The 17,155-nt window shown below is 70.3% G+C and carries 19 protein-coding genes and 1 pseudogene; 12 read left to right on the top strand and 8 right to left on the bottom strand.

All coding sequences use genetic code 11. The features are described from left to right. Nucleotides 1-205: 205 nt before the first annotated feature. A complete protein-coding gene (locus tag OHO27_RS13470) occupies nt 206-1,174 on the bottom strand; it encodes a diacylglycerol/lipid kinase family protein (RefSeq protein WP_328423574.1) in 969 nt (322 codons plus the stop codon). Between the two features lie 312 nt (nt 1,175-1,486). On the opposite strand from OHO27_RS13470, the gene OHO27_RS13465 reads away from it, so the two are divergent. After that, nucleotides 1,487-1,933: a hypothetical protein gene (locus tag OHO27_RS13465; RefSeq protein WP_328423572.1), complete on the top strand. Its 447-nt coding sequence runs from the start codon at nt 1,487-1,489 to the stop codon at nt 1,931-1,933. A gap of 21 nt (nt 1,934-1,954) precedes the next feature. Here OHO27_RS13465 and OHO27_RS13460 read toward each other — a convergent pair whose 3' ends face one another. The 3 genes from OHO27_RS13460 to OHO27_RS13450 all read right to left on the bottom strand — a co-directional run bounded on the left by OHO27_RS13460 (nt 1,955) and on the right by OHO27_RS13450 (nt 4,038). After that, nucleotides 1,955-3,097: an RNA polymerase sigma factor SigF gene (locus OHO27_RS13460; RefSeq protein WP_328423570.1), complete on the bottom strand. Its 1,143-nt coding sequence runs from the start codon at nt 3,095-3,097 to the stop codon at nt 1,955-1,957. After that, nucleotides 3,094-3,507 carry an anti-sigma regulatory factor gene (locus tag OHO27_RS13455; protein ID WP_019058277.1) on the bottom strand — a complete coding sequence of 138 codons (414 nt, stop codon included), beginning with the start codon at nt 3,505-3,507 and terminating at the stop codon, nt 3,094-3,096. The genes OHO27_RS13460 and OHO27_RS13455 overlap by 4 nt, the downstream gene beginning before the upstream one ends. A 270-nt stretch (nt 3,508-3,777) precedes the next feature. Next, the gene (locus OHO27_RS13450) at nt 3,778-4,038 is read right to left on the bottom strand and encodes a UBP-type zinc finger domain-containing protein (protein ID WP_328423568.1); all 261 of its coding nucleotides are present in this window, start codon (nt 4,036-4,038) and stop codon (nt 3,778-3,780) included. 94 nt (nt 4,039-4,132) lie between these two features. On the opposite strand from OHO27_RS13450, the pseudogene OHO27_RS13445 reads away from it, so the two are divergent. After that, nucleotides 4,133-5,727 (top strand): annotated as a pseudogene (locus OHO27_RS13445) (Na+/H+ antiporter). Here the strand turns inward: OHO27_RS13445 and OHO27_RS13440 are convergent. After that, nucleotides 5,709-6,626 (bottom strand): 1-aminocyclopropane-1-carboxylate deaminase/D-cysteine desulfhydrase, encoded by a 918-nt coding sequence (locus OHO27_RS13440; protein WP_328423566.1) that lies wholly within the window; start codon nt 6,624-6,626, stop codon nt 5,709-5,711. The pseudogene OHO27_RS13445 and the gene OHO27_RS13440 overlap by 19 nt on opposite strands. Nucleotides 6,627-6,705: 79 nt before the next feature. Beyond that, complete coding sequence (locus OHO27_RS13435; protein WP_328423564.1) at nt 6,706-7,296, bottom strand: N-acetylmuramoyl-L-alanine amidase; 591 nt, start codon at nt 7,294-7,296, stop codon at nt 6,706-6,708. Between the two features lie 293 nt (nt 7,297-7,589). Here OHO27_RS13435 and OHO27_RS13430 point away from each other — a divergent pair, with 293 nt between their 5' ends. From OHO27_RS13430 to OHO27_RS13420, 3 genes are all read left to right on the top strand, one after another. Next, nucleotides 7,590-8,996, top strand: a complete 1,407-nt coding sequence (locus OHO27_RS13430) for a family 2B encapsulin nanocompartment shell protein (protein ID WP_328423562.1) — start codon at nt 7,590-7,592, stop codon at nt 8,994-8,996. Nucleotides 8,997-9,107: 111 nt separating this feature from the next. Next, nucleotides 9,108-10,247, top strand: a complete 1,140-nt coding sequence (locus tag OHO27_RS13425; protein WP_328423560.1) for a family 2 encapsulin nanocompartment cargo protein polyprenyl transferase — start codon at nt 9,108-9,110, stop codon at nt 10,245-10,247. Between the two features lie 306 nt (nt 10,248-10,553). Then, nucleotides 10,554-11,147, top strand: a complete 594-nt coding sequence (locus OHO27_RS13420; protein ID WP_328423558.1) for a GNAT family N-acetyltransferase — start codon at nt 10,554-10,556, stop codon at nt 11,145-11,147. A gap of 18 nt (nt 11,148-11,165) precedes the next feature. On the opposite strand, the gene OHO27_RS13415 is transcribed toward OHO27_RS13420, so the two are convergent. Then, the gene (locus OHO27_RS13415; protein WP_328423556.1) at nt 11,166-11,765 is read right to left on the bottom strand and encodes a TetR/AcrR family transcriptional regulator; all 600 of its coding nucleotides are present in this window, start codon (nt 11,763-11,765) and stop codon (nt 11,166-11,168) included. A 124-nt stretch (nt 11,766-11,889) separates the two neighbouring features. On the opposite strand from OHO27_RS13415, the gene OHO27_RS13410 reads away from it, so the two are divergent. The 6 genes from OHO27_RS13410 (at nt 11,890) to OHO27_RS13385 (ending at nt 15,065) form a co-directional block, all read left to right on the top strand. After that, a complete protein-coding gene (locus tag OHO27_RS13410) occupies nt 11,890-12,474 on the top strand; it encodes a dihydrofolate reductase family protein (protein WP_328423554.1) in 585 nt (194 codons plus the stop codon). Nucleotides 12,475-12,500: 26 nt separating this feature from the next. Further along, the gene (locus tag OHO27_RS13405) at nt 12,501-12,737 is read left to right on the top strand and encodes a hypothetical protein (protein WP_328423552.1); all 237 of its coding nucleotides are present in this window, start codon (nt 12,501-12,503) and stop codon (nt 12,735-12,737) included. A 96-nt stretch (nt 12,738-12,833) separates the two neighbouring features. Then, a complete protein-coding gene (locus tag OHO27_RS13400; RefSeq protein ID WP_328423550.1) occupies nt 12,834-13,250 on the top strand; it encodes a YciI family protein in 417 nt (138 codons plus the stop codon). A gap of 19 nt (nt 13,251-13,269) precedes the next feature. Beyond that, entirely contained in the window at nt 13,270-14,496 is a 1,227-nt protein-coding gene (locus OHO27_RS13395; RefSeq protein ID WP_328423549.1) for an RNA polymerase sigma factor, read from the top strand. A 9-nt stretch (nt 14,497-14,505) separates the two neighbouring features. After that, entirely contained in the window at nt 14,506-14,838 is a 333-nt protein-coding gene (locus OHO27_RS13390; protein WP_328423548.1) for a DUF952 domain-containing protein, read from the top strand. Further along, nucleotides 14,835-15,065, top strand: coding sequence for a hypothetical protein (locus tag OHO27_RS13385; RefSeq protein ID WP_328423547.1), 231 nt, complete (start codon nt 14,835-14,837; stop codon nt 15,063-15,065). The genes OHO27_RS13390 and OHO27_RS13385 overlap by 4 nt, the downstream gene beginning before the upstream one ends. Here the strand turns inward: OHO27_RS13385 and OHO27_RS13380 are convergent. After that, nucleotides 15,062-15,814 carry a VOC family protein gene (locus OHO27_RS13380; RefSeq protein WP_328423545.1) on the bottom strand — a complete coding sequence of 251 codons (753 nt, stop codon included), beginning with the start codon at nt 15,812-15,814 and terminating at the stop codon, nt 15,062-15,064. The genes OHO27_RS13385 and OHO27_RS13380 overlap by 4 nt on opposite strands. Before the next feature lie 179 nt (nt 15,815-15,993). Between OHO27_RS13380 and OHO27_RS13375 the strand changes: the two genes are divergently transcribed. Next, a complete protein-coding gene (locus OHO27_RS13375) occupies nt 15,994-17,148 on the top strand; it encodes an inorganic phosphate transporter (RefSeq protein ID WP_328423543.1) in 1,155 nt (384 codons plus the stop codon). Nucleotides 17,149-17,155: the final 7 nt, after the last annotated feature.

The following is a 17,155-nucleotide window of genomic DNA, read 5'->3' as shown; positions in this document are numbered from 1 at the left end:
TTGAAGAGGGGTTCCGGTGATCAGTGGAGGCCGGTCTTGCGGGCCGTCCCGATCGCCACGTAGAGACTCGCAAACCTCAGCGACGGATACAACCCCTTCCGGAAAGTTTTTTTTGATTCCTCGGTGTCGACTAGGTCACAGCCGTACTTCCATGGGGTGGATCCTGGCCTAAACGTTCGAGTGAAAGGACTTTAGCCCGTTCCGCTCACACAATCACACGCAGTGCACGGCGTACGCCTGTGAACGTCACGCTCGTACGCAGCCCCAGGTGGTCGCCGTCCATCTGAAGGGGCAACGGGACCTTCGAATGCAAGGTGAACTGGTCCAAGTCGTGCAGCGTGACCGCATGCCTGCCATGGGTTCCGCGCTCGGGGGACGAAGTAAGCAACTGGGTTGCATACCGGGCAACCGCGACCGTGGACATACGGCTGAGACCGAGTACGTCGAGGCCGGTATCGAACGAGGCCTTAGGCGCCGCGTACACCGGGCGATTGCCCAGATACGTCCACGGAGCGGTGTTGCAGATTATGGACAGCACCAAATCGGTCACCGGATCCTGGCCCGGTCGTTCCAGCGTGATGGTGCCGTGGCGGCGGTTGGGCTCCTGAAGGAACTGGCGTACCACCTGGCGCAGATAAAGGGCGTGCGTCGACTTCCTGCCCCGCTCGCGCTGCTGCTCGACCCGGCCGACCACGCCGGCGTCGAAGCCGAGGCCCGCACAGAAGGTGAACCATCTGCCGGGTACGGCTTCGTCCTCCGTGCCCGGGGTGCCGGCCGCTATGCCCATCCCGACCGTACGCTCGCTGCCTTCGCGCAGGGCGTCGAGCAGGGCGCCGGTCGCCTCCACGGCGTCGTTGGGCAGGCCGAGGGCGCGGGCGAAGACGTTGGTGGAGCCGCCGGGGACCACGGCGAGGCGGGGGAGGCGGTCTGGGTCGGGGCCGTTGTGCAACAGTCCGTTGACGACCTCGTTCACGGTGCCGTCGCCGCCGAGGGCGACCACCAGGTCGACGTCGTCGCTCTCCGCTGCCTGCCGGCCCAGGTCACGCGCGTGGCCGCGGTACTCGGTGGTGACCGCCTCCAGCTTCATCTCGCTGGCGAGCGCGTGGATCAGGACATCGCGCGTACGTGCGCTTGTGGTGGTTGCTGCCGGATTGACCACGAGAAGTGCACGCATGACTGGCAGCGTACCTACTGGGGGGTTACTGGGCACAGGTCGAGGTTGGGATCCAGTAAGAGATGAGGCGTGAGTCTCGACACGGGGGCTGCCGTCGGCTTGGCTGTGAGTTCTGTGCGGTCGCTTTCATGGGCGGTCGGCGTTGCTGCGGGCCCTGCTGGGGGCTGCCGCCCCCAGGCCCCCGCTTCGGCCCTGAAGGGCCTCGTCCTCAAACTCCTCCAGAGGGAAGACCCCCAGACGGGCTGAGATGTTTGGCCGGCCTCCGTCAGGTGCGGGCGGGAGGGCGATATCGCGGAGGGCTACCCTTCAAGGGTGACCAAGCAGCAGACCCCCACCACCCCGGAAACCGCCGGTCCGCGTCCGCGACGGCTGACGTATGCGGCGGGACTGACCGCGCTGGAAGGGCTGGCGCTGGCCGTCGGGGGTGTCTGGGTGCTGGTGCTGGGGCTCGCCGGGGATCCGGACGATCGGCAGCAGGCCGTCACCCTGGGCGTGACACTGGTCGTCCTCGCCCTGCTGCCGCTGCTCGCCGCGCGAGGGCTGTTCGCTCAGCGCAGTTGGAGCCGGGGGCCGTCCGTGATTACGCAGATCATGGCGCTGCCGGTGGCCTACAGCCTGCTGCAGGCCGACAGCATTGCGATCCCGGCCGGCATTGCGATCGCTGCGGTCGCGATCGCCACGCTCGTGCTCCTGATCAACCCGGCGACCACCCAGGCCCTCGGCATCCGGGGGCCTGGCAGCGCACCGGACCAGAAGTAGCCGGCGGCTCTCAGCGAGCCGTCACTCCTCCACCAGCAGCTTCTCCCGCAGCTGCGCCAGCGTGCGGGCCAGCAGGCGGGACACGTGCATCTGGGAGATGCCGACCTCCTGCGCGATCTGCGACTGGGTCATGTTGCCGAAGAAGCGCAGCAGCAGGATCCGCTTCTCGCGGGGCGGGAGATCCTCGAGCAGCGGCTTCAGCGACTCGCGGTACTCGACGCCCTCCAGCGCCTCGTCCTCCGCGCCGAGGGTGTCCGCGACCGCAGGGGACTCGTCGTCCGTGTCGGGGACGTCCAGGGACAGCGTGGAGTACGCGTTGGCGGACTCCAGACCTTCCAGGACCTCCTCCTCCGAGATCGCCAGCTTCTCGGCGAGTTCGTGGACGGTCGGGGAGCGCCCGTGCTGCTGGGACAGCTCGGCTGTGGCCGTCGTCAGGGCAAGGCGCAGCTCCTGGAGCCGCCGCGGCACCCGCACCGCCCAGCCCTTGTCGCGGAAGTGCCGCTTGATCTCGCCGACGACCGTCGGGGTCGCGTAGGTCGAGAACTCGACACCGCGCTCCGGGTCGAACCGGTCGACCGACTTGATCAGGCCGATGGTGGCGACCTGGGTGAGGTCGTCGAGTGGCTCGCCGCGGTTGCGGAAGCGGCGCGCGAGGTGTTCGACGAGCGGCAGGTGCATGCGGACCAGCTGGTTGCGCAGGTTCGCGTACTCCGGGCTGCCGTCCTGCAGCTTGCGCAGCTCGATGAACATGGCGCGCGCCCCGCTGCGGTCCTGAGGGCCGTGCTGCGTGGCCTGCACGCTGTGCGCGCTCATCGCCTCGTGCTCGGCGTTTCGCTGGTGCTCGCTCATCGTCCCGCCCGTTGCCCTCTCCCGAGCCCTCGCCCCCGCTCGGGCTGGGGAGACCCCGATCCGCCCACCCGCAGGCGCGCCCTGCACGGCGCCTTCGTCATCCCGTCCGTCGGCCAGGAAGCCCGTCGCCGCGGAGTCGTCCTCCGGGTGCGGCCGGGCCTGCTCGGGGATGCCGTCGATGCCGTCCGCCATGCGCCGGGAACCGCTCGGGCCCACTCCCAGGCTCTCGGCTCCGTCCGAGCTGGGGGCAGCGCCGTCCGGCAGCTCCCGTGTGCCGCGCTCTTCGTCCCGCACCGGCCCGTCCCCGTTCCTCACGCCGGCCCGGGTCCCGCGCCGCGCTGTTTGTAGAGGCTGATCGAAACGGTTTTGTCCTCGTCCACGGCGGAGGAGACCTTGCCCGCGAGGGCCGACAGGACGGTCCAGGCGAAGGTGTCCCTGGCGGGGGCGTGGCCGTCCGTGGTCGGGGCCGAGACGGTGACCTCGAGCGAGTCGTCGACGAGTCGGAAGACACAGCTGAGCACCGAGCCGGGCACGGCCTGCTGGAGCAGGATCGCGCAGGCCTCGTCCACCGCGATGCGCAGGTCCTCGATCTCGTCGAGGGTGAAGTCCAAACGGGCCGCGAGGCCGGCAGTCGCCGTACGCAGCACCGACAGGTAGGCACCCGCAGCCGGCAGCCGGACTTCCACGAAGTCCTGGGTCGCGGGCTCGCCTGCGATCTGGGACACCCTCACCTCCAAGGTGGTACAAGCTTCTCGGGGCCGAGGGTCGCCCCCCGGGGTAACGCGATCTGTGGTTCAGCGGTGACGCTATCGCGCTCTGAACTTTCCTGTCCCCAGGACCCCAACCCCTTGCTGTCACTCATAGTAAACACACGGATACGCTCCGTGGCTAGGGGGTCTGCGGGCCCAATTGGGAAGAGCGCGCGCCGGTTTGACGTACCCAGGCGTCAGACGGTCGAACCGTCCGGATCCTCGGTTGTCCAGCGTACGTCCCCGTCACACGAGCACGTGGTCGACAAAGCACCAGCGCCAGAGTTCGCCCGGCTCGAACGTCCGCATGATCGGGTGGCCGGACTCCTTGTGGTGTTCCGTGGCGTGCCGCCCCGGCGAGGAGTCGCAGCAGCCGACGTGACCGCAGGAGAGGCAGAGCCGCAGCTGTACCGGGTGCCAGCCCTCCGCCAGACACTCTGGACATGTCTCGGCGAGCGGATCGGGCTCCGGGTGCGGCAGCGCGTCGGCGTGCGTGCACTGTTTCATGATTGCCAGGTTACGACGGCCACGCGCACGACGGCGCGGAAAATCGAGGGCGGGCCGCGACGACGATGCACGAGGGTGAGGGTGGGCGAGGCGTATGGATGTGATGCCACTGCTGTTGCTGGTGGCCGGAAGCGCCGCTGTTGCCGCGGCCGCTCGGCGGGCGCCAGTGCCGGCGCCGCTGCTGCTGGTCACCGTCGGCCTCCTCGTGTCGTACCTGCCGGGCGTGCCCGAGTACACCCTCGACCCGCACATCGTCCTGCCGCTGGTGCTGCCCCCGCTGCTGCACAGCGCGGCGACGGACAGCTCGTATCTCGATCTGCGGGCTCAGATGCGGCCCGTGATGCTGCTGTCGGTCGGGTACGTGCTCTTCGCGACCTTCGCCGTCGGCTGGATCGCGTATCTGGTCGTGCCGGGTCTTCCGCTGACCGCGGCGCTGGTGCTGGGCGCGGTGGTGGCGCCGCCGGACGCGGTCGCCGCGACGGCGGTCGCGCGCCGGGTGGGGCTGCCGTCCCGGATCACCACGATCCTGCAGGGTGAGTCCCTGGTGAACGACGCCACCGCGATCACCGCCTACCGCGTGGCGCTCGCGGCCGCCGTCGGTGAGGGCGCCTCTTGGGCCGGCGGCATAGGCGAGTTCCTGCTCGCGGCGTTCGGCGGCATCGGCGTGGGCCTGGTGCTGATGGTGCCGATCCACTGGCTGCGCACGCACGTGAAGGAGGTGCTGCTGCAGAACACCCTCTCGCTGCTGATCCCGTTCGTCGCGTACGCGGCCGCCGAGCAGGTGCACGCCTCCGGAGTGCTGGCGGTCGTGGTCGTGGCGCTGTACCTGGGGCACCGCGCGTGGGAGGTCGACTTCGCCACCCGCCTCCAGGAGGAGGCCGTGTGGAAGATGGTCGCGTTCGTACTGGAGTCGGCGGTGTTCGCCCTGATCGGACTGCAACTGCCGGTCGTGCTCAAGGGGCTTGGCGAGTACGAGGAAGCCGCGCCGCCTGGTACGCGTTCGCCGTCTTCGCGGTGGTCGTCGCCACGCGCTTCGTGTGGGTCTACCCGGCGACCTTCCTGCCGCGCATGCTGTCGGCGCGGATCCGTAAACGCGAGGAGAACCCGACCTGGAAGGGCCCGTTCATCATCTCCTGGGCCGGCATGCGAGGCGTGGTGTCACTGGCCATCGCCTTCTCGATCCCGCTCACGATGCACGGCGGCGAACCGTTCCCCGAGCGCAACCTCATCCTCTTCCTGACCTTCACGACGGTCATCGGCACGCTCGTCGTCCAGGGCGTGACCCTTCCGCCGCTGATCCGCCTGCTGAAACTCCCCGGCCGGGACATCCAGGCCGAGACCCTCGCCGAGGCCAACGCCCAGGCGCAGGCCTCCCGCGCCGCCGAACGACGTCTGGAGGAACTCCTCTCCGACGACCGCAACGCCCTCCCTGAGGCCCTTGCCGAGCGTCTGCGAGCCGTCCTGGAACGCCGCCGCAACTCCGTCTGGGAACGCCTCGGCCAGGCCAACCCCATCACCGGCGAGTCCGTCGACGACACCTACCGCCGCCTGTCCCGCGAGGTGATCGGCACCGAACGAGCGGTGTTCGTGAAACTACGGGACGGCCGCTTCATCGACGACGAGATGCTGCGGACACTGCTGCGCAGGCTGGACCTGGAGGAGGCAGCGGCCTATCGCGAGGCAGGATGAGCCTCGAACGGAGCCCCGGTGACAACGGCGGCGACAGTCGCCCCACGCGGGAAAACGCCCTCCTCCGCCAGCACGACAAGCCCATACAACAACTTGGCGACATAGAGACGCTCAACAGCCATCCCGTGCCGCTCCTCGAAATCGACGGCGAAGGCATCAAGCTCAGCAGTCGTACGGGCATACCCCCCGAAGTGAAACCGTTCATCAAGCCACCAGTCACCCCGCGGCCCTCCGAACGCCTCTGCCTGCAGCCCCCGTACCTCATCACCCAGAAAGCCACCCTTGAGAACGGGCACACCCAAGGCCCGCTGGTCAGGCCCCAGCCCGGCGGCCAGCCCCGCCAGCGTCCCGCCCGTCCCGCAGGCGACGGCGACCACATCGGCGTGCCCCCGCAACTCCTCCCCGAGCGCCCGGCACCCCCGTACGGCAAGGGCATTGCTCCCGCCCTCCGGAACGACGTACGCCCCCTGCGCACCCGCCGCACGCAGAACGGCCGCCAGCGTCTCCGGCTCGGCCTTGCGTCGATACGTCGCCCTGTCGACGAAATGCAGCCGCATACCGTCGGCCACGCACCGCTCCAACGACGGATTGAGGCGCCGCTCACCAAGCTCCTGGCCCCGCACCACACCAACCGTGCTCAGCCCGAGGAGCCGCCCCGCGGCAGCGGTGGCACGCAAATGGTTGGAGTAGGCGCCGCCGAAAGTGACAACCGTGCGCCCACCCGCCGCCACCAGATTCGGGACAAGCTTGCGCCACTTGTTGCCGACCAGCTCCGGATGGATCAGATCGTCCCGCTTGAGCACCAGCCGAACACCGACCCGCCCGAACCGCGCGTCCACAACCTCCTGCACCGGCGAGGGGAGCCGGGGCTGCAGATCGGTCAGGTCAAGGCGCTTCACCAGTCCATTGTCGCCCGCCCGCTGCCGGCAGCGGGCGCACCCCGCTCACCGGCACGGGCCGCACCGCAGGCATCCCGCCCTAGGACAACCGCTCCCGGATCCGCGCCCGCATCGAAGCCATGGTGAACCCCCGCGGATCCACCTTCCCGGGCTGCCACTCCAGATGCCCGATCACCGACCGCTCCGTCCACCCGTGATGACGGCACACAGCCGCCGACACCCGCTCGATCGCCTCCAGCTGAGCCGCCGGCCAGGGATCCTGTCCATCACCCAGGTTCTCGCACTCGAAGCCGTAGAAGTGCCGGTTGCCATCGGTGTTGGCCTCGTTGTCGGCCGGCAGCGCGCTCTCGGCGATGACCGCGCGGAGAACGTCGTCGTCGCCGAGCCCGGCATGGTTGGCGCGGCCGTAGCCGACGAGGTGCACCCGTCCGTCCTTCGTGATGACGCCGTGGCACAGCGGTCCGGGAAGCCCCTCGTAGCCCTTGCGGCAGAGCTCCACCGTGTTGGCACTGCCCTTGGTCACCGTGTGGTGGATCATCACGCCGTGGACGGGACCCCACGGCCCCACGTGGTTGCGGTTGTGGTGCTCCCAGTCGCCGACCTCGACGACAGTCGCACCCTCCGCCCGGAGTCTCTCCAGGAATCTGCTCGCGGACATGGGTGAGGCCATGACCGCCCCCTTCGCACCGTGCGCCGACCGCCCACCGCGGCCGACTCGTATCGGTGCTTTACCGAAAACGGCCTCACGGGACTCCTCCAATCGCACGGTGTACGAGTCGTTTTGGCCAACCACAGAGACGGCACCAGTGGACAAGGTCCTTCTATTTGCCCAGCGGACCGTGATCCATTCCCGCTCTTTCGGGTAATAGCACCGGCACCCTCCGTGATGGAAGGCTCGGTCGCGGAGATCGCGATGCGTGGCGCCAGACAGGCGCCGGTGCACGACCGGGAGGGCAATTCCTTATGTCGGTAGGCGAAGAGGTCCGCACTGAGCAGGGCAAGCCGCAGCAGAGTCTCGGCACGGCGGCCGCGCGGAACCTGGCCACCACGACCAAGTCCGCACCCCAGATGCAGGAGATCAGCTCCCGCTGGCTGCTGCGCATGCTGCCGTGGGTGAACGTGCAGGGCGGCACGTACCGGGTGAACCGCCGTCTGACCTACGCCGTCGGGGACGGCCGTGTCACGTTCGTCAAGACCGGGGACCGCGTCGAGGTCATCCCGGCCGAACTGCGCGAACTGCCGGCCCTGCGGTCGTACGAGGACGAGGACGTGCTCGCCGAGCTCGCCCAGCGCTGCCAGCAGCGGGAGTTCACGGCGGGGTCCGTGATCGCCTCGTTCGGCAGCCAGGCCGACGAGGTCTTCCTGCTGGCGCACGGCAGGGTCGAGAAGCTCGGCACCGGTCCCTACGGGGAGGACGAGTCCCTCGGCGTCCTCGCCGACGGCGCCTACCTCGGTGACCAGGCGCTGCTCGACTCCGACGCCATCTGGGAGTACACGGTCCGCGCGGCCACCGCGTGCACGGTGCTCGTCCTGCCCCGCCAGGACGTCGAGCAGGTCGCGGAGCGGGCGGATTCGCTCAGCCAACACCTCGAGCAACTGCGGGCGATCCCCGCGCAGCGCACCAACAAGTACGGCGAGAAGGCAGTCGACCTCGCGGCCGGCCACAGCGGTGAGCCGGACATCCCGCACACCTTCGTCGACTACGAGGCCCGGCCCCGTGAGTACGAACTGAGCATCGCCCAGACCGTGCTGCGCATCCACTCGCGCGTGGCCGACCTCTACAACCAGCCGATGAACCAGACGGAGCAGCAGCTGCGCCTGACGGTGGAGGCCCTGAAGGAGCGGCAGGAGCACGAGCTCATCAACAACCGCGAGTTCGGGCTGCTCAACAACTGCGAGTACGACCAGCGGCTCCAGCCGCACGACGGCGTGCCCAGCCCCGACGACATGGACGAGCTGCTGTGCCGGCGGCGCGGCACGAAACTGTTCCTCGCCCACCCGCGCGCGATCGCCGCGTTCGGGCGTGAGCTGAACAAGCGCGGCCTGGTCCCGGAGACCATCGAGATGGCCGGTAACCGCATCCCCACCTGGCGCGGCGTGCCGATCTTCCCGTGCAACAAGATCCCGGTCACCGACGCCCGTACGACCTCGATCATCGCCATGCGTACGGGCGAGGGGGAACAGGGCGTCATCGGACTGCAGCAGGCGGGCATCCCGGACGAGATCGAGCCGAGCCTGTCCTGCCGGTTCATGGGCATCAACGAACAGGCCATCATCAAGTACCTGGTGACGGCCTACTACTCGGCCGCGGTCCTGGTACCGGACGCCCTCGGTGTGCTGGAGAACGTCGAGATCGGGCGCTGGCGGTGACCTTTGCCGCCACCGCGCCGTGTCCCGCGCTCCTCGTGTGGGTAGACCCTCGGCGTAGGCGCCCAGCCGTAGCGGAAGGGCCACCGTCCGCCGACTCTCCGAGGCGATGCCATGGGTGAGTTCTTGACGGAGACGCAGCAACGCCCCGCCGGGGCGGGGCCGTCCACCGAGACGCTCGAAAGGCAAGGGCCCATCGCGACCGAGAGGGACGGCGGGCGGGGCCCGCTCGACGGGCCCGAGGCGGAGGTGATCCTGGAGCGCGTCCGGGCGTCGGTCGACCCCGAACTGCGCGCCGCACTCGATTCGTTGCCGCCGTCCCTCCGCCGGATCGCGCGGTACCACTTCGGCTGGGAGCACCCGGACGGCACCCCGGCGGCGGGCAACGCCGGCAAGGCGATCCGGCCCGCGCTCGTTCTCACCGCTGCCGCCGCACTCGGCGGACCGAGGGCGCGGGCGGCCGCTGTACGGGCGGCGGTGGCGGTGGAACTGGTCCACAACTTCACGTTGTTGCACGACGACGTGATGGACCGGGACACCACGCGCCGGCACCGGCCCACCGCCTGGACCGTGTTCGGCGACGCCGACGCGATCCTCGCTGGGGACGCCCTCCAGGCGCTGGCCCTGCGGCTGCTCGCCGAGGACCCGCACCCGGCGTCCGCGGCTGCCGCGGCCCGGCTCGCGGACTGCGTCGTCGAGCTGTGCGCCGGCCAGCAGGCGGACACGGCGATGGAGAAGCGGGACCCCGGCGAGGTCGGCCTCGACGAGGTGCTCGCCATGGCCGAGGCCAAGACCGGCGCGCTGTTGGGGTGCGCCTGTGCCCTCGGCGCGCTGTACGCGAGCGCGGCGGACGAGGACGTGGCGGCACTGGACGCGTTCGGCCGTGAGGCCGGGCTCGCCTTCCAGCTCATCGACGATGTGATCGGTATATGGGGCGACCCGAGCCACACCGGCAAGCCGGCCGGTGCGGATCTCGCCGCCCGCAAGAAGTCCCTGCCGGTCGTCGCCGCGCTGACCTCGGGCGGTTCGGCGGCGGCGGAGCTGGCCGCGCTGTACGAAGTGCCGTACGACAAGGAGGACCTGCAGCGGACCGCGCTCGCTGTCGAGCGGGCCGGTGGCCGCGACTGGGCGCAGGCCCAGGCCGCCGAGCGGATGGCCCGAGCCATGCAGGAACTGGCCCGCGCCGTGCCCGACCCGGAGGAGGCGGGCGGACTGCTGGCCCTGGCCGAGTTCGTGACGCGGCGCAGCAATTGAAGGCCGCGGCAGCCGACGGCCGTATCGGCCGGGATCGCGGCGGCCGACGGTTGTGAAGACCCCGGAGCTCTCGGGGCCGTACGGTTCCTGACCCCGTACGGCCGCCGAGCGGCTCCGGACCGGCGGGTCCCGCACATCCCCCCGGTGTGCGGGGCCCGCCTCTGCGTACCGGGTCCCCGCGCAGCGAGTGGCTGAACAACCGGGTGCTGTGTACCGGCCGGATCTCGACAACGTCGGCCCTCGGACCGCACGCAGGCTTTCACCGCCCTACGATCAAGGCCGGTTGACGCGAAGGGGTGGGTGGAGATGGGCGTGGCGATCCGGAGGGCGGGCGAGGCGGACCGGGAGTCGGTGGTCCGGCTGCTGGACGTGGCCTTCCAGGACGATCCGGTCAGTGGCTGGGTGTTCCCGGGCGAGGAGTACCGCCGTGCGACCCACCGGAGGCTGATGGCCGCGTTCACGGACATCGTGCTGGCCCATGGCCGCATAGACCTCACCGAGGACGGCACGGCGTGCGCGCTGTGGATGTCCGTGCCGGCCGTCGAGCACGACGAGGACGACGACGGACCCGCGCTGCTGCGTCAGGACGTCGACCCGGACAACGAGCGCGTGGAGATGATCGGCCGTCTGACGGCCCGTATCCATCCCTCGGGCCGTGCGCACGCATATCTGTGGATGATCGCCGCAGCACCCGGCCGCCAGGGCGAGGGGCTCGGCACCGCGCTCATGAACGCGGTGCTCGACCGCTGCGACCGGGACGGTCTGCCCGCCTACCTGGAGGCGAGCAGCGACCGCAGCCGGCAGCTGTACGAGCGTCTCGGCTTCGAGCTCAAGGGCCGTCCCCTCGACCTTCCGGACGGTCCGCGGATGTGGCCGATGTGGCGCGAACCGCGCGGCTGAGCCGCCGGCAGCCCTGACCTACCCCTCGGGACCCTCGGGCACGATCGTCGCCACGATCCGCTCGACCAGCCCGTCCGGCACGCCGACCCCGGGCAGAACGCCGTCCAGCACGTCGGGCAGCGTCAGGTGCTCCAGGAGCAGCCCGAGGACGGCGAGATAGAGCACGGTGACGACCTCGTCGCCCCCGGGCAGTTTGGCGTTGCGGTGGAACTCCATGGCCTCGTCCAGGTCGCCGCGCACCGACTTGGTGAAGGAGGAGCGCAGTTCTGGGCGCCGCTGGGCCTCCAGGCGCATCTCCAGCAGGGCCAGATAGCCCGTTCTGTCGCGGGTCGCGCGGGCCATCAGGTCGTGCATGAAGGCGGTGACGAGGGAGCGGTCCTTCGGCCGGTTCAGCAGCCCGGCGATCACCTCCGGGTCGGGCGCGAGCCGCACGTGCAGTCGGCCGTCGATCTGGCGGAGCAGGTCGACGCGCCCGGTGAAGTAGTTGGAGGTGGTGCCGACCGGCACCCCGGCCTCGGCGTCCACCGCGCGGAACGTCAGCCCGCGTGCCCCCTCGCGGGCGAGCACCTCGACGCCCGCGTCGACGAGCGCGGCCCGGCGCTCCGGATTGCCCGCCATTCGGAATCCCCTCTCTTACTTTCCCCGGTCACGGAAATGCCCTTGCAACCACTACAAGCGAAGTACTACAACTGAAGCACTACAACCGGAGTGGTTGTTCGACACCTTACGAAAAGAGCCCGGCTTGCGAAAGCTCACGTACTTCATCGCTTGTTCGATCGACGGCTTCATCGGAGACCCGAGCGGCGATGCGACCTCGATGTACACCTTCGTCGACGAGGAGTTCCTGGAGTTCCTCAAGACGGAGCACCCGGAGACCGTGTCGACCCCCGCCCGTCGCGCCCTCGGGTTCGACGACCTGCCCAACCGGCAATTCGACACGATCATCCAGGGCCGCAGCAGCTACGACCTGGCCCTGAAGGAGGGCATCACCAGCCCGTACGCCCATATGCGCCAGTACGTCGCCTCGCGCACGCTGACCGAGTCGCCCGACCCGCAGGTCGAGATCGTCTCGGACGACGTGGTCGGCAAGATCCGCGAACTGAAGGCGGAGGACGGCGAGTTCGGCATCTACCTGTGCGGCGGAGCGCAGCTGGCCGGCGCGCTGCTCGACGAGATCGACGAGCTCGTCATCAAGACCTACCCCATCGTGTACGGCACGGGCATGCCGATGTTCGGATCGGGCTTCGCCGTCACCGAGTTCACCCTCGGAGAGGTGCGCTCGTTCGGCAACGGCGCCGTGGTTCGTACGTACAGCAGGAAGCGCTGAGCCCTCTCCCGCCCTACTCTGAGGACATGGGCAGCGAAGAGCACCACTGTCCCGATTGCGGACAGCCCGTAGAGACGGTCGTCCGGCGCCACAAGACGCTGGGCGCCTGGGTCCCCACCTGGGTGGCGGGCCCGTGCCACAACCCCGAGTGCGGGGCGTACGCCGAGGCCGGCGCCGAGCACGAGGAGAAGCACGAGCAGCCGGACACTCCCCGCACACCCACCGTGGACACCACCGTGAATCCCACCGCGAAAAATTCCTGAGCCCCCTGTCGAGAATCCCGGCCCGGCTCCGACGTCCCCTGTGAGAGCCGCCCACCAAGGGCGGCCCGAGCCGACGGAAGCAGAAGGAGCGGACTGATGAAGTACCTGGTCATGGTTCAGGGAACGCAGGCGGACTACGAGGCGATGCAGGGCAAGGGGTCCGAGAACTCCGTCGCCTGGAGTCAGGAGGACATCCAGGCGATGTACTCCTTCATGCAGGCCCTCAACGACGACCTCGCCGAGAGCGGCGAGATGGTCGACGGACAGGGGCTGACCGAGCCCGCGAAGGGCCGGCATGTCACCCTGGGTGACGACGGCAAGGCAGTGATCACCGACGGCCCGTACAGCGAGACCAAGGAGCTGCTGGCCGGCTACTGGGTGCTGGACTGCGCGAGCCTGGAGCGGGTCACTCAGATCGCCGAGCGCGTCCTGCAGTGCCCCCAGCCCGCCGGGGCCCCCGTGTACCCGGTGGTGATCCGGCCCATCGACGACGGGTCCGGGGACGTCGGCTGAGACGTCGGCCGAGCCGTAAGTGAGCGCCACACCCGAGACCGAGGACCTGCTGCGCCGACACGCGCCGCAGGTCCTCGGCGCGCTCGTACGGCGGTACGGCCACTTCGACAGCGCCGAGGACGCCGTGCAGGAGGCCCTGCTCGCGGCGGCCGAGCAGTGGCCGCGGACCGGGGCCCCGGACAACCCGCGCGGCTGGCTGATCAAGGTCGCGGCGCGGCGGCTGACCGACGCGCTGCGCGCGGAGCAGTCGCGCCGGGCCCGGGAGGACAAGGTCGCGGCGCTGACGCCGAGGGACGCCTTCACGGCCCCGCCGCCGGGCGCGGACCGGGCGCCCCGCGAGGACGACACCCTCACCCTGCTCTTCCTCTGCTGCCACCCGGACCTGACCCCGCCCGCCCAGATCGCCCTCACCCTCCGTGCCGTCGGCGGTCTGACCACGGCCGAGATAGCCCGCGCGTACCTGGTCCCCGAGGCGACCATGGCGCAGCGCATCAGCCGGGCCAAGCAGAAGGTCCGCGGGGTGCGCTTCGGGCGGCCCGACAACGGGGAGAACCGCCTGCCCGCGGTCCTGCAGACCCTGTACCTGATCTTCAACGAGGGCTATACGGCGACCTCGGGCACGAGCCTGCTGCGACGCGAACTCGCCGGTGAGGCACTCCGGCTGACCCGCGAGGTCCACCGCCTGCTCCCCGGCCACGGCGAGGTGGCCGGTCTGCTCGCGCTGATGCTGCTCACCGACGCCCGCCGTGACGCGCGCACCGGCCCGCACGGCGAACTCGTCCCCCTCGACGAACAGGACCGCGACCGCTGGGACAAGAACGCGATCGACGAGGGCGTCGCCCTGGTCACCCGCGCCCTGTCCCGGGGCCCCGCCGGCCCGTATCAGCTGCGCGCCGCCATCGCCGCTGTCCACGACGAGGCGCCCTCCGCGCCGGAGACCGACTGGCAGGAGATCCTCGGCCTCTACGACGTCCTGGTACGCCTCGTCCCCGGCCCCGTCGAGCGCCTCAACCGCGCGGTTGCCGTCGCCATGGCCCGGGGCCCGCGCGCGGGGCTCGCCGAACTGGCCGCGCTGGAGGACGAACTGGGTGCCGGGCACCGCCTGGACGCGGTTCGCGGCCACCTCCTGGAGCGGGCCGGAGCCCACGACGAGGCCCGCGCCGCCTACGAGGCCGCCGCCGCCAAGACACTGAGCCTGCCGGAGCAGCGCTATCTGCACGCGCGGGCGCAACGGCTGAAGCCGTAACCTCGCCGCATGCCCGAACACACGTACATCCTCCACATCACCGAACGCTCCCTCTGGGACGAGGCCCGCGCGCGTGGCACGTACGAGATGTCGACCCGCGGTCGCACGCTCCAGGACGAGGGCTTCATCCACTGCTCGACCCGCGCCCAACTCCCCGCCGTGGCCGCCTTCCTGTACGGCTCCTACGACGGTCCCGGCGAACTGGTGGTCCTGGTCGTGGACCCGGTCCGGCTCGACGTGCCGCTCAAGTACGAGGCGCCGGCGCCGGGCGGCGAGGAGTTCCCGCATGTGTACGGGCCCATTCCGGTGAACGCGGTGGTGGATGTGGAGCCCTGGAGGTGACAGGACGCCGCCGGTTATGGCGCTGGGTCGTGGCGGTGTGGGTGATCGTCGTGGCTGTCGCGGGTGGGCTGACGCTGTGGTTGCAGGACCCGGCGCAGCCGCCGGGACCGTACCGCTGGGAGAAGGCCGATCCGAGTCCGTCGCTCCCGGAGGGCTGGGAGTCGGCGTGCGCGAGCGCCACGCCCGACGAGAACGGCCGGGGAGCCTGCGTCGTCGTGACCCGTTAGCCGGCCAGTCCGCCGGTCTCCGGATCGCGCCCCGTCAGGCAGTACGCGCCGCCCGCCGGATCGCGCATCACCGTCCAGTGGGCGCCCTCGGCGACGAAGCCCGCGCCCAGTTCCTCGTGCCGGGCGCGGGTCGCCGCGATGTCCGCGCAGGCGAGGTCCAGGTGGGCAGAGGCCCGGGGCCCCTCACCGGGCTGCTCCTCGCCGAGCCGCTGGAGCAGGATGCGGATGGGCAGCCCGGACGGTGGCCTGAGCACATGGAACTCGGGGCGGGAGCCGGGCGCCGACGCCCAGCCGCCCAACAGGGCGCTCCAGAAGGCGACTTCGGACTCGTACAGCGACGGCGGTACGTCGAGGCAGACCTGGTCGAGCCTGCTGCCGTGCACCACGGGCGGCCGCACCGACTCCCCGTGCCAGGGCACGGCACAGAACAACTGCCCGGCGGGCGAGCGCAGTACGGCCCACCCCTCGTGCTCGGCGGCGACACCTGCTCCCTGCGCGAGCGCCGACGTCACGAATCCCGGTACGTCGTCCACCGCAAAGTCGAGATGCGCGCCACCGGCGCCCGCTTCGACCCCCTGGGCCTTCACGCAGGGGTGGGCCCCGCCGCCCGGCAGCAAGGTCACGAACTCCCCCTGCTCGCCCCGGAATTCGGACAGCCGGGTGTCCGTCACCGCAGCCCAGAAGGTGTGCGCCCGGGTGAAGGACGCGACGGGGCGGTCAACGAAGGCGTAGGTCCAGCGGATGCTCATGGGGCGATCGTAGATCCGCGGGGGTGGCCACGGCCCGCGGCGGCCGTACAACGCACTCGAGCGCACTCAAGCTTCACCACGCGGGCTTTGCTGGACCCTTACCAACCGCGCGCCGGCTCCTGGGACACGCTTTGCCATCGGTTCTCCGCGAATTGGTCCGCGCTTGTTTGCATTGGGGAATGGACCACATCACGTTCCTGGTGGCGATCGTCATCGTGACGGCCCTCGCCTTCGACTTCACCAACGGATTCCACGACACGGCGAACGCGATGGCCACGTCCATCGCCACGGGGGCGCTCAAACCAAGGACGGCCGTGCTCATCAGCGGTGTCCTGAACGTCGTCGGTGCCTTCCTGTCCACCGAGGTCGCCAAGACGATCTCCGGCGGCATCGTGGACGACACCCTCGTCAGCCCGGGCATGATCTTCGCGGGCCTGGTCGGGGCGATCCTGTGGAATCTCCTCACCTGGCTGGTCGGGCTGCCGTCCAGTTCGTCGCATGCGCTGTTCGGCGGACTGATCGGGGCCGTCTGGGTGGGTGCGGGGTCGCACGGCGTGCACTTCGACAAGGTTGTCGAGAAGGTGCTGATCCCCGCCGTCGCCTCGCCGCTCGTAGCGGGGATCGCGGCGCTGCTGGCCACGTACCTGGCGTACAAGCTCACTGCCCGCGCCCGCAAGGAGTCCGTCACCAAGGGCTTCCGCGTCGGCCAGATCGCCTCGGCCTCGCTCGTCTCCCTGGCCCACGGCACCAACGACGCGCAGAAGACGATGGGCGTCATCACGCTGACCCTGATCTCGGCGGGCGCCCTGGGCCATGACGCGGGCCCGCCGCTGTGGGTGATCGCGTCGGCCGGTCTGGCCATCGGCCTAGGCACCTACCTCGGCGGCTGGCGGATCATCCGCACGATGGGCAAGGGCCTGACGGAGATTCAGTCCCCGCAGGGCTTCGCCGCCGAGACGGCCTCCACGACGGTGATCCTCACCTCGGCCCACCTGGGCTTCGCCCTGTCCACCACGCAGGTGGCCTCGGGCAGCATCCTCGGCGCGGGTCTGGGACGCCGGCTGGCGGAGGTCCGGTGGGGCGTGGCCGGGCGCATGGCCGTGGCCTGGCTGGTCACCCTGCCCGCAGCCGCGCTGGTCGGCGGCGTCTCGGCGGGCGTGGTCAAGCACGGCGGGAACATCGGTACGGCCGTGGTCGCCCTGGTCGGCGCTGCCGTGGCCGCCGGGATCGTGGTGATCTCCCGCCGCAACCCGGTGTCCGCACACAACGTCAACGACACCCACGAGGTCACGGTCCGCAACACCGAGCCGCCAAAGGTCGGCGCGGCCGCCTGAGACAGCG

Source organism: Streptomyces sp. NBC_00443, assembly GCF_036014175.1.
In the GTDB taxonomy this organism is placed as follows: domain Bacteria; phylum Actinomycetota; class Actinomycetes; order Streptomycetales; family Streptomycetaceae; genus Streptomyces.
This window is presented reverse-complemented; position numbering and strand designations above follow the sequence as displayed.

What these genes read in the sequence shown, in the direction of transcription:
- OHO27_RS13380 (WP_328423545.1), bottom strand. Translation starts at nt 15,814, where the DNA reads ATGAGCATCCGCTGGACCTACGCCTTCGTTGACCGCCCCGTCGCGTCC.
- OHO27_RS13450 (WP_328423568.1), bottom strand. Translation starts at nt 4,038, where the DNA reads ATGAAACAGTGCACGCACGCCGACGCGCTGCCGCACCCGGAGCCCGAT.
- OHO27_RS13420 (WP_328423558.1), top strand. Translation starts at nt 10,554, where the DNA reads ATGGGCGTGGCGATCCGGAGGGCGGGCGAGGCGGACCGGGAGTCGGTG.
- OHO27_RS13470 (WP_328423574.1), bottom strand. Translation starts at nt 1,174, where the DNA reads ATGCGTGCACTTCTCGTGGTCAATCCGGCAGCAACCACCACAAGCGCA.
- OHO27_RS13430 (WP_328423562.1), top strand. Translation starts at nt 7,590, where the DNA reads ATGTCGGTAGGCGAAGAGGTCCGCACTGAGCAGGGCAAGCCGCAGCAG.
- OHO27_RS13405 (WP_328423552.1), top strand. Translation starts at nt 12,501, where the DNA reads ATGGGCAGCGAAGAGCACCACTGTCCCGATTGCGGACAGCCCGTAGAG.
- OHO27_RS13435 (WP_328423564.1), bottom strand. Translation starts at nt 7,296, where the DNA reads ATGGCCTCACCCATGTCCGCGAGCAGATTCCTGGAGAGACTCCGGGCG.
- OHO27_RS13415 (WP_328423556.1), bottom strand. Translation starts at nt 11,765, where the DNA reads ATGGCGGGCAATCCGGAGCGCCGGGCCGCGCTCGTCGACGCGGGCGTC.
- OHO27_RS13390 (WP_328423548.1), top strand. Translation starts at nt 14,506, where the DNA reads ATGCCCGAACACACGTACATCCTCCACATCACCGAACGCTCCCTCTGG.
- OHO27_RS13375 (WP_328423543.1), top strand. Translation starts at nt 15,994, where the DNA reads ATGGACCACATCACGTTCCTGGTGGCGATCGTCATCGTGACGGCCCTC.
- OHO27_RS13425 (WP_328423560.1), top strand. Translation starts at nt 9,108, where the DNA reads ATGGGTGAGTTCTTGACGGAGACGCAGCAACGCCCCGCCGGGGCGGGG.
- OHO27_RS13400 (WP_328423550.1), top strand. Translation starts at nt 12,834, where the DNA reads ATGAAGTACCTGGTCATGGTTCAGGGAACGCAGGCGGACTACGAGGCG.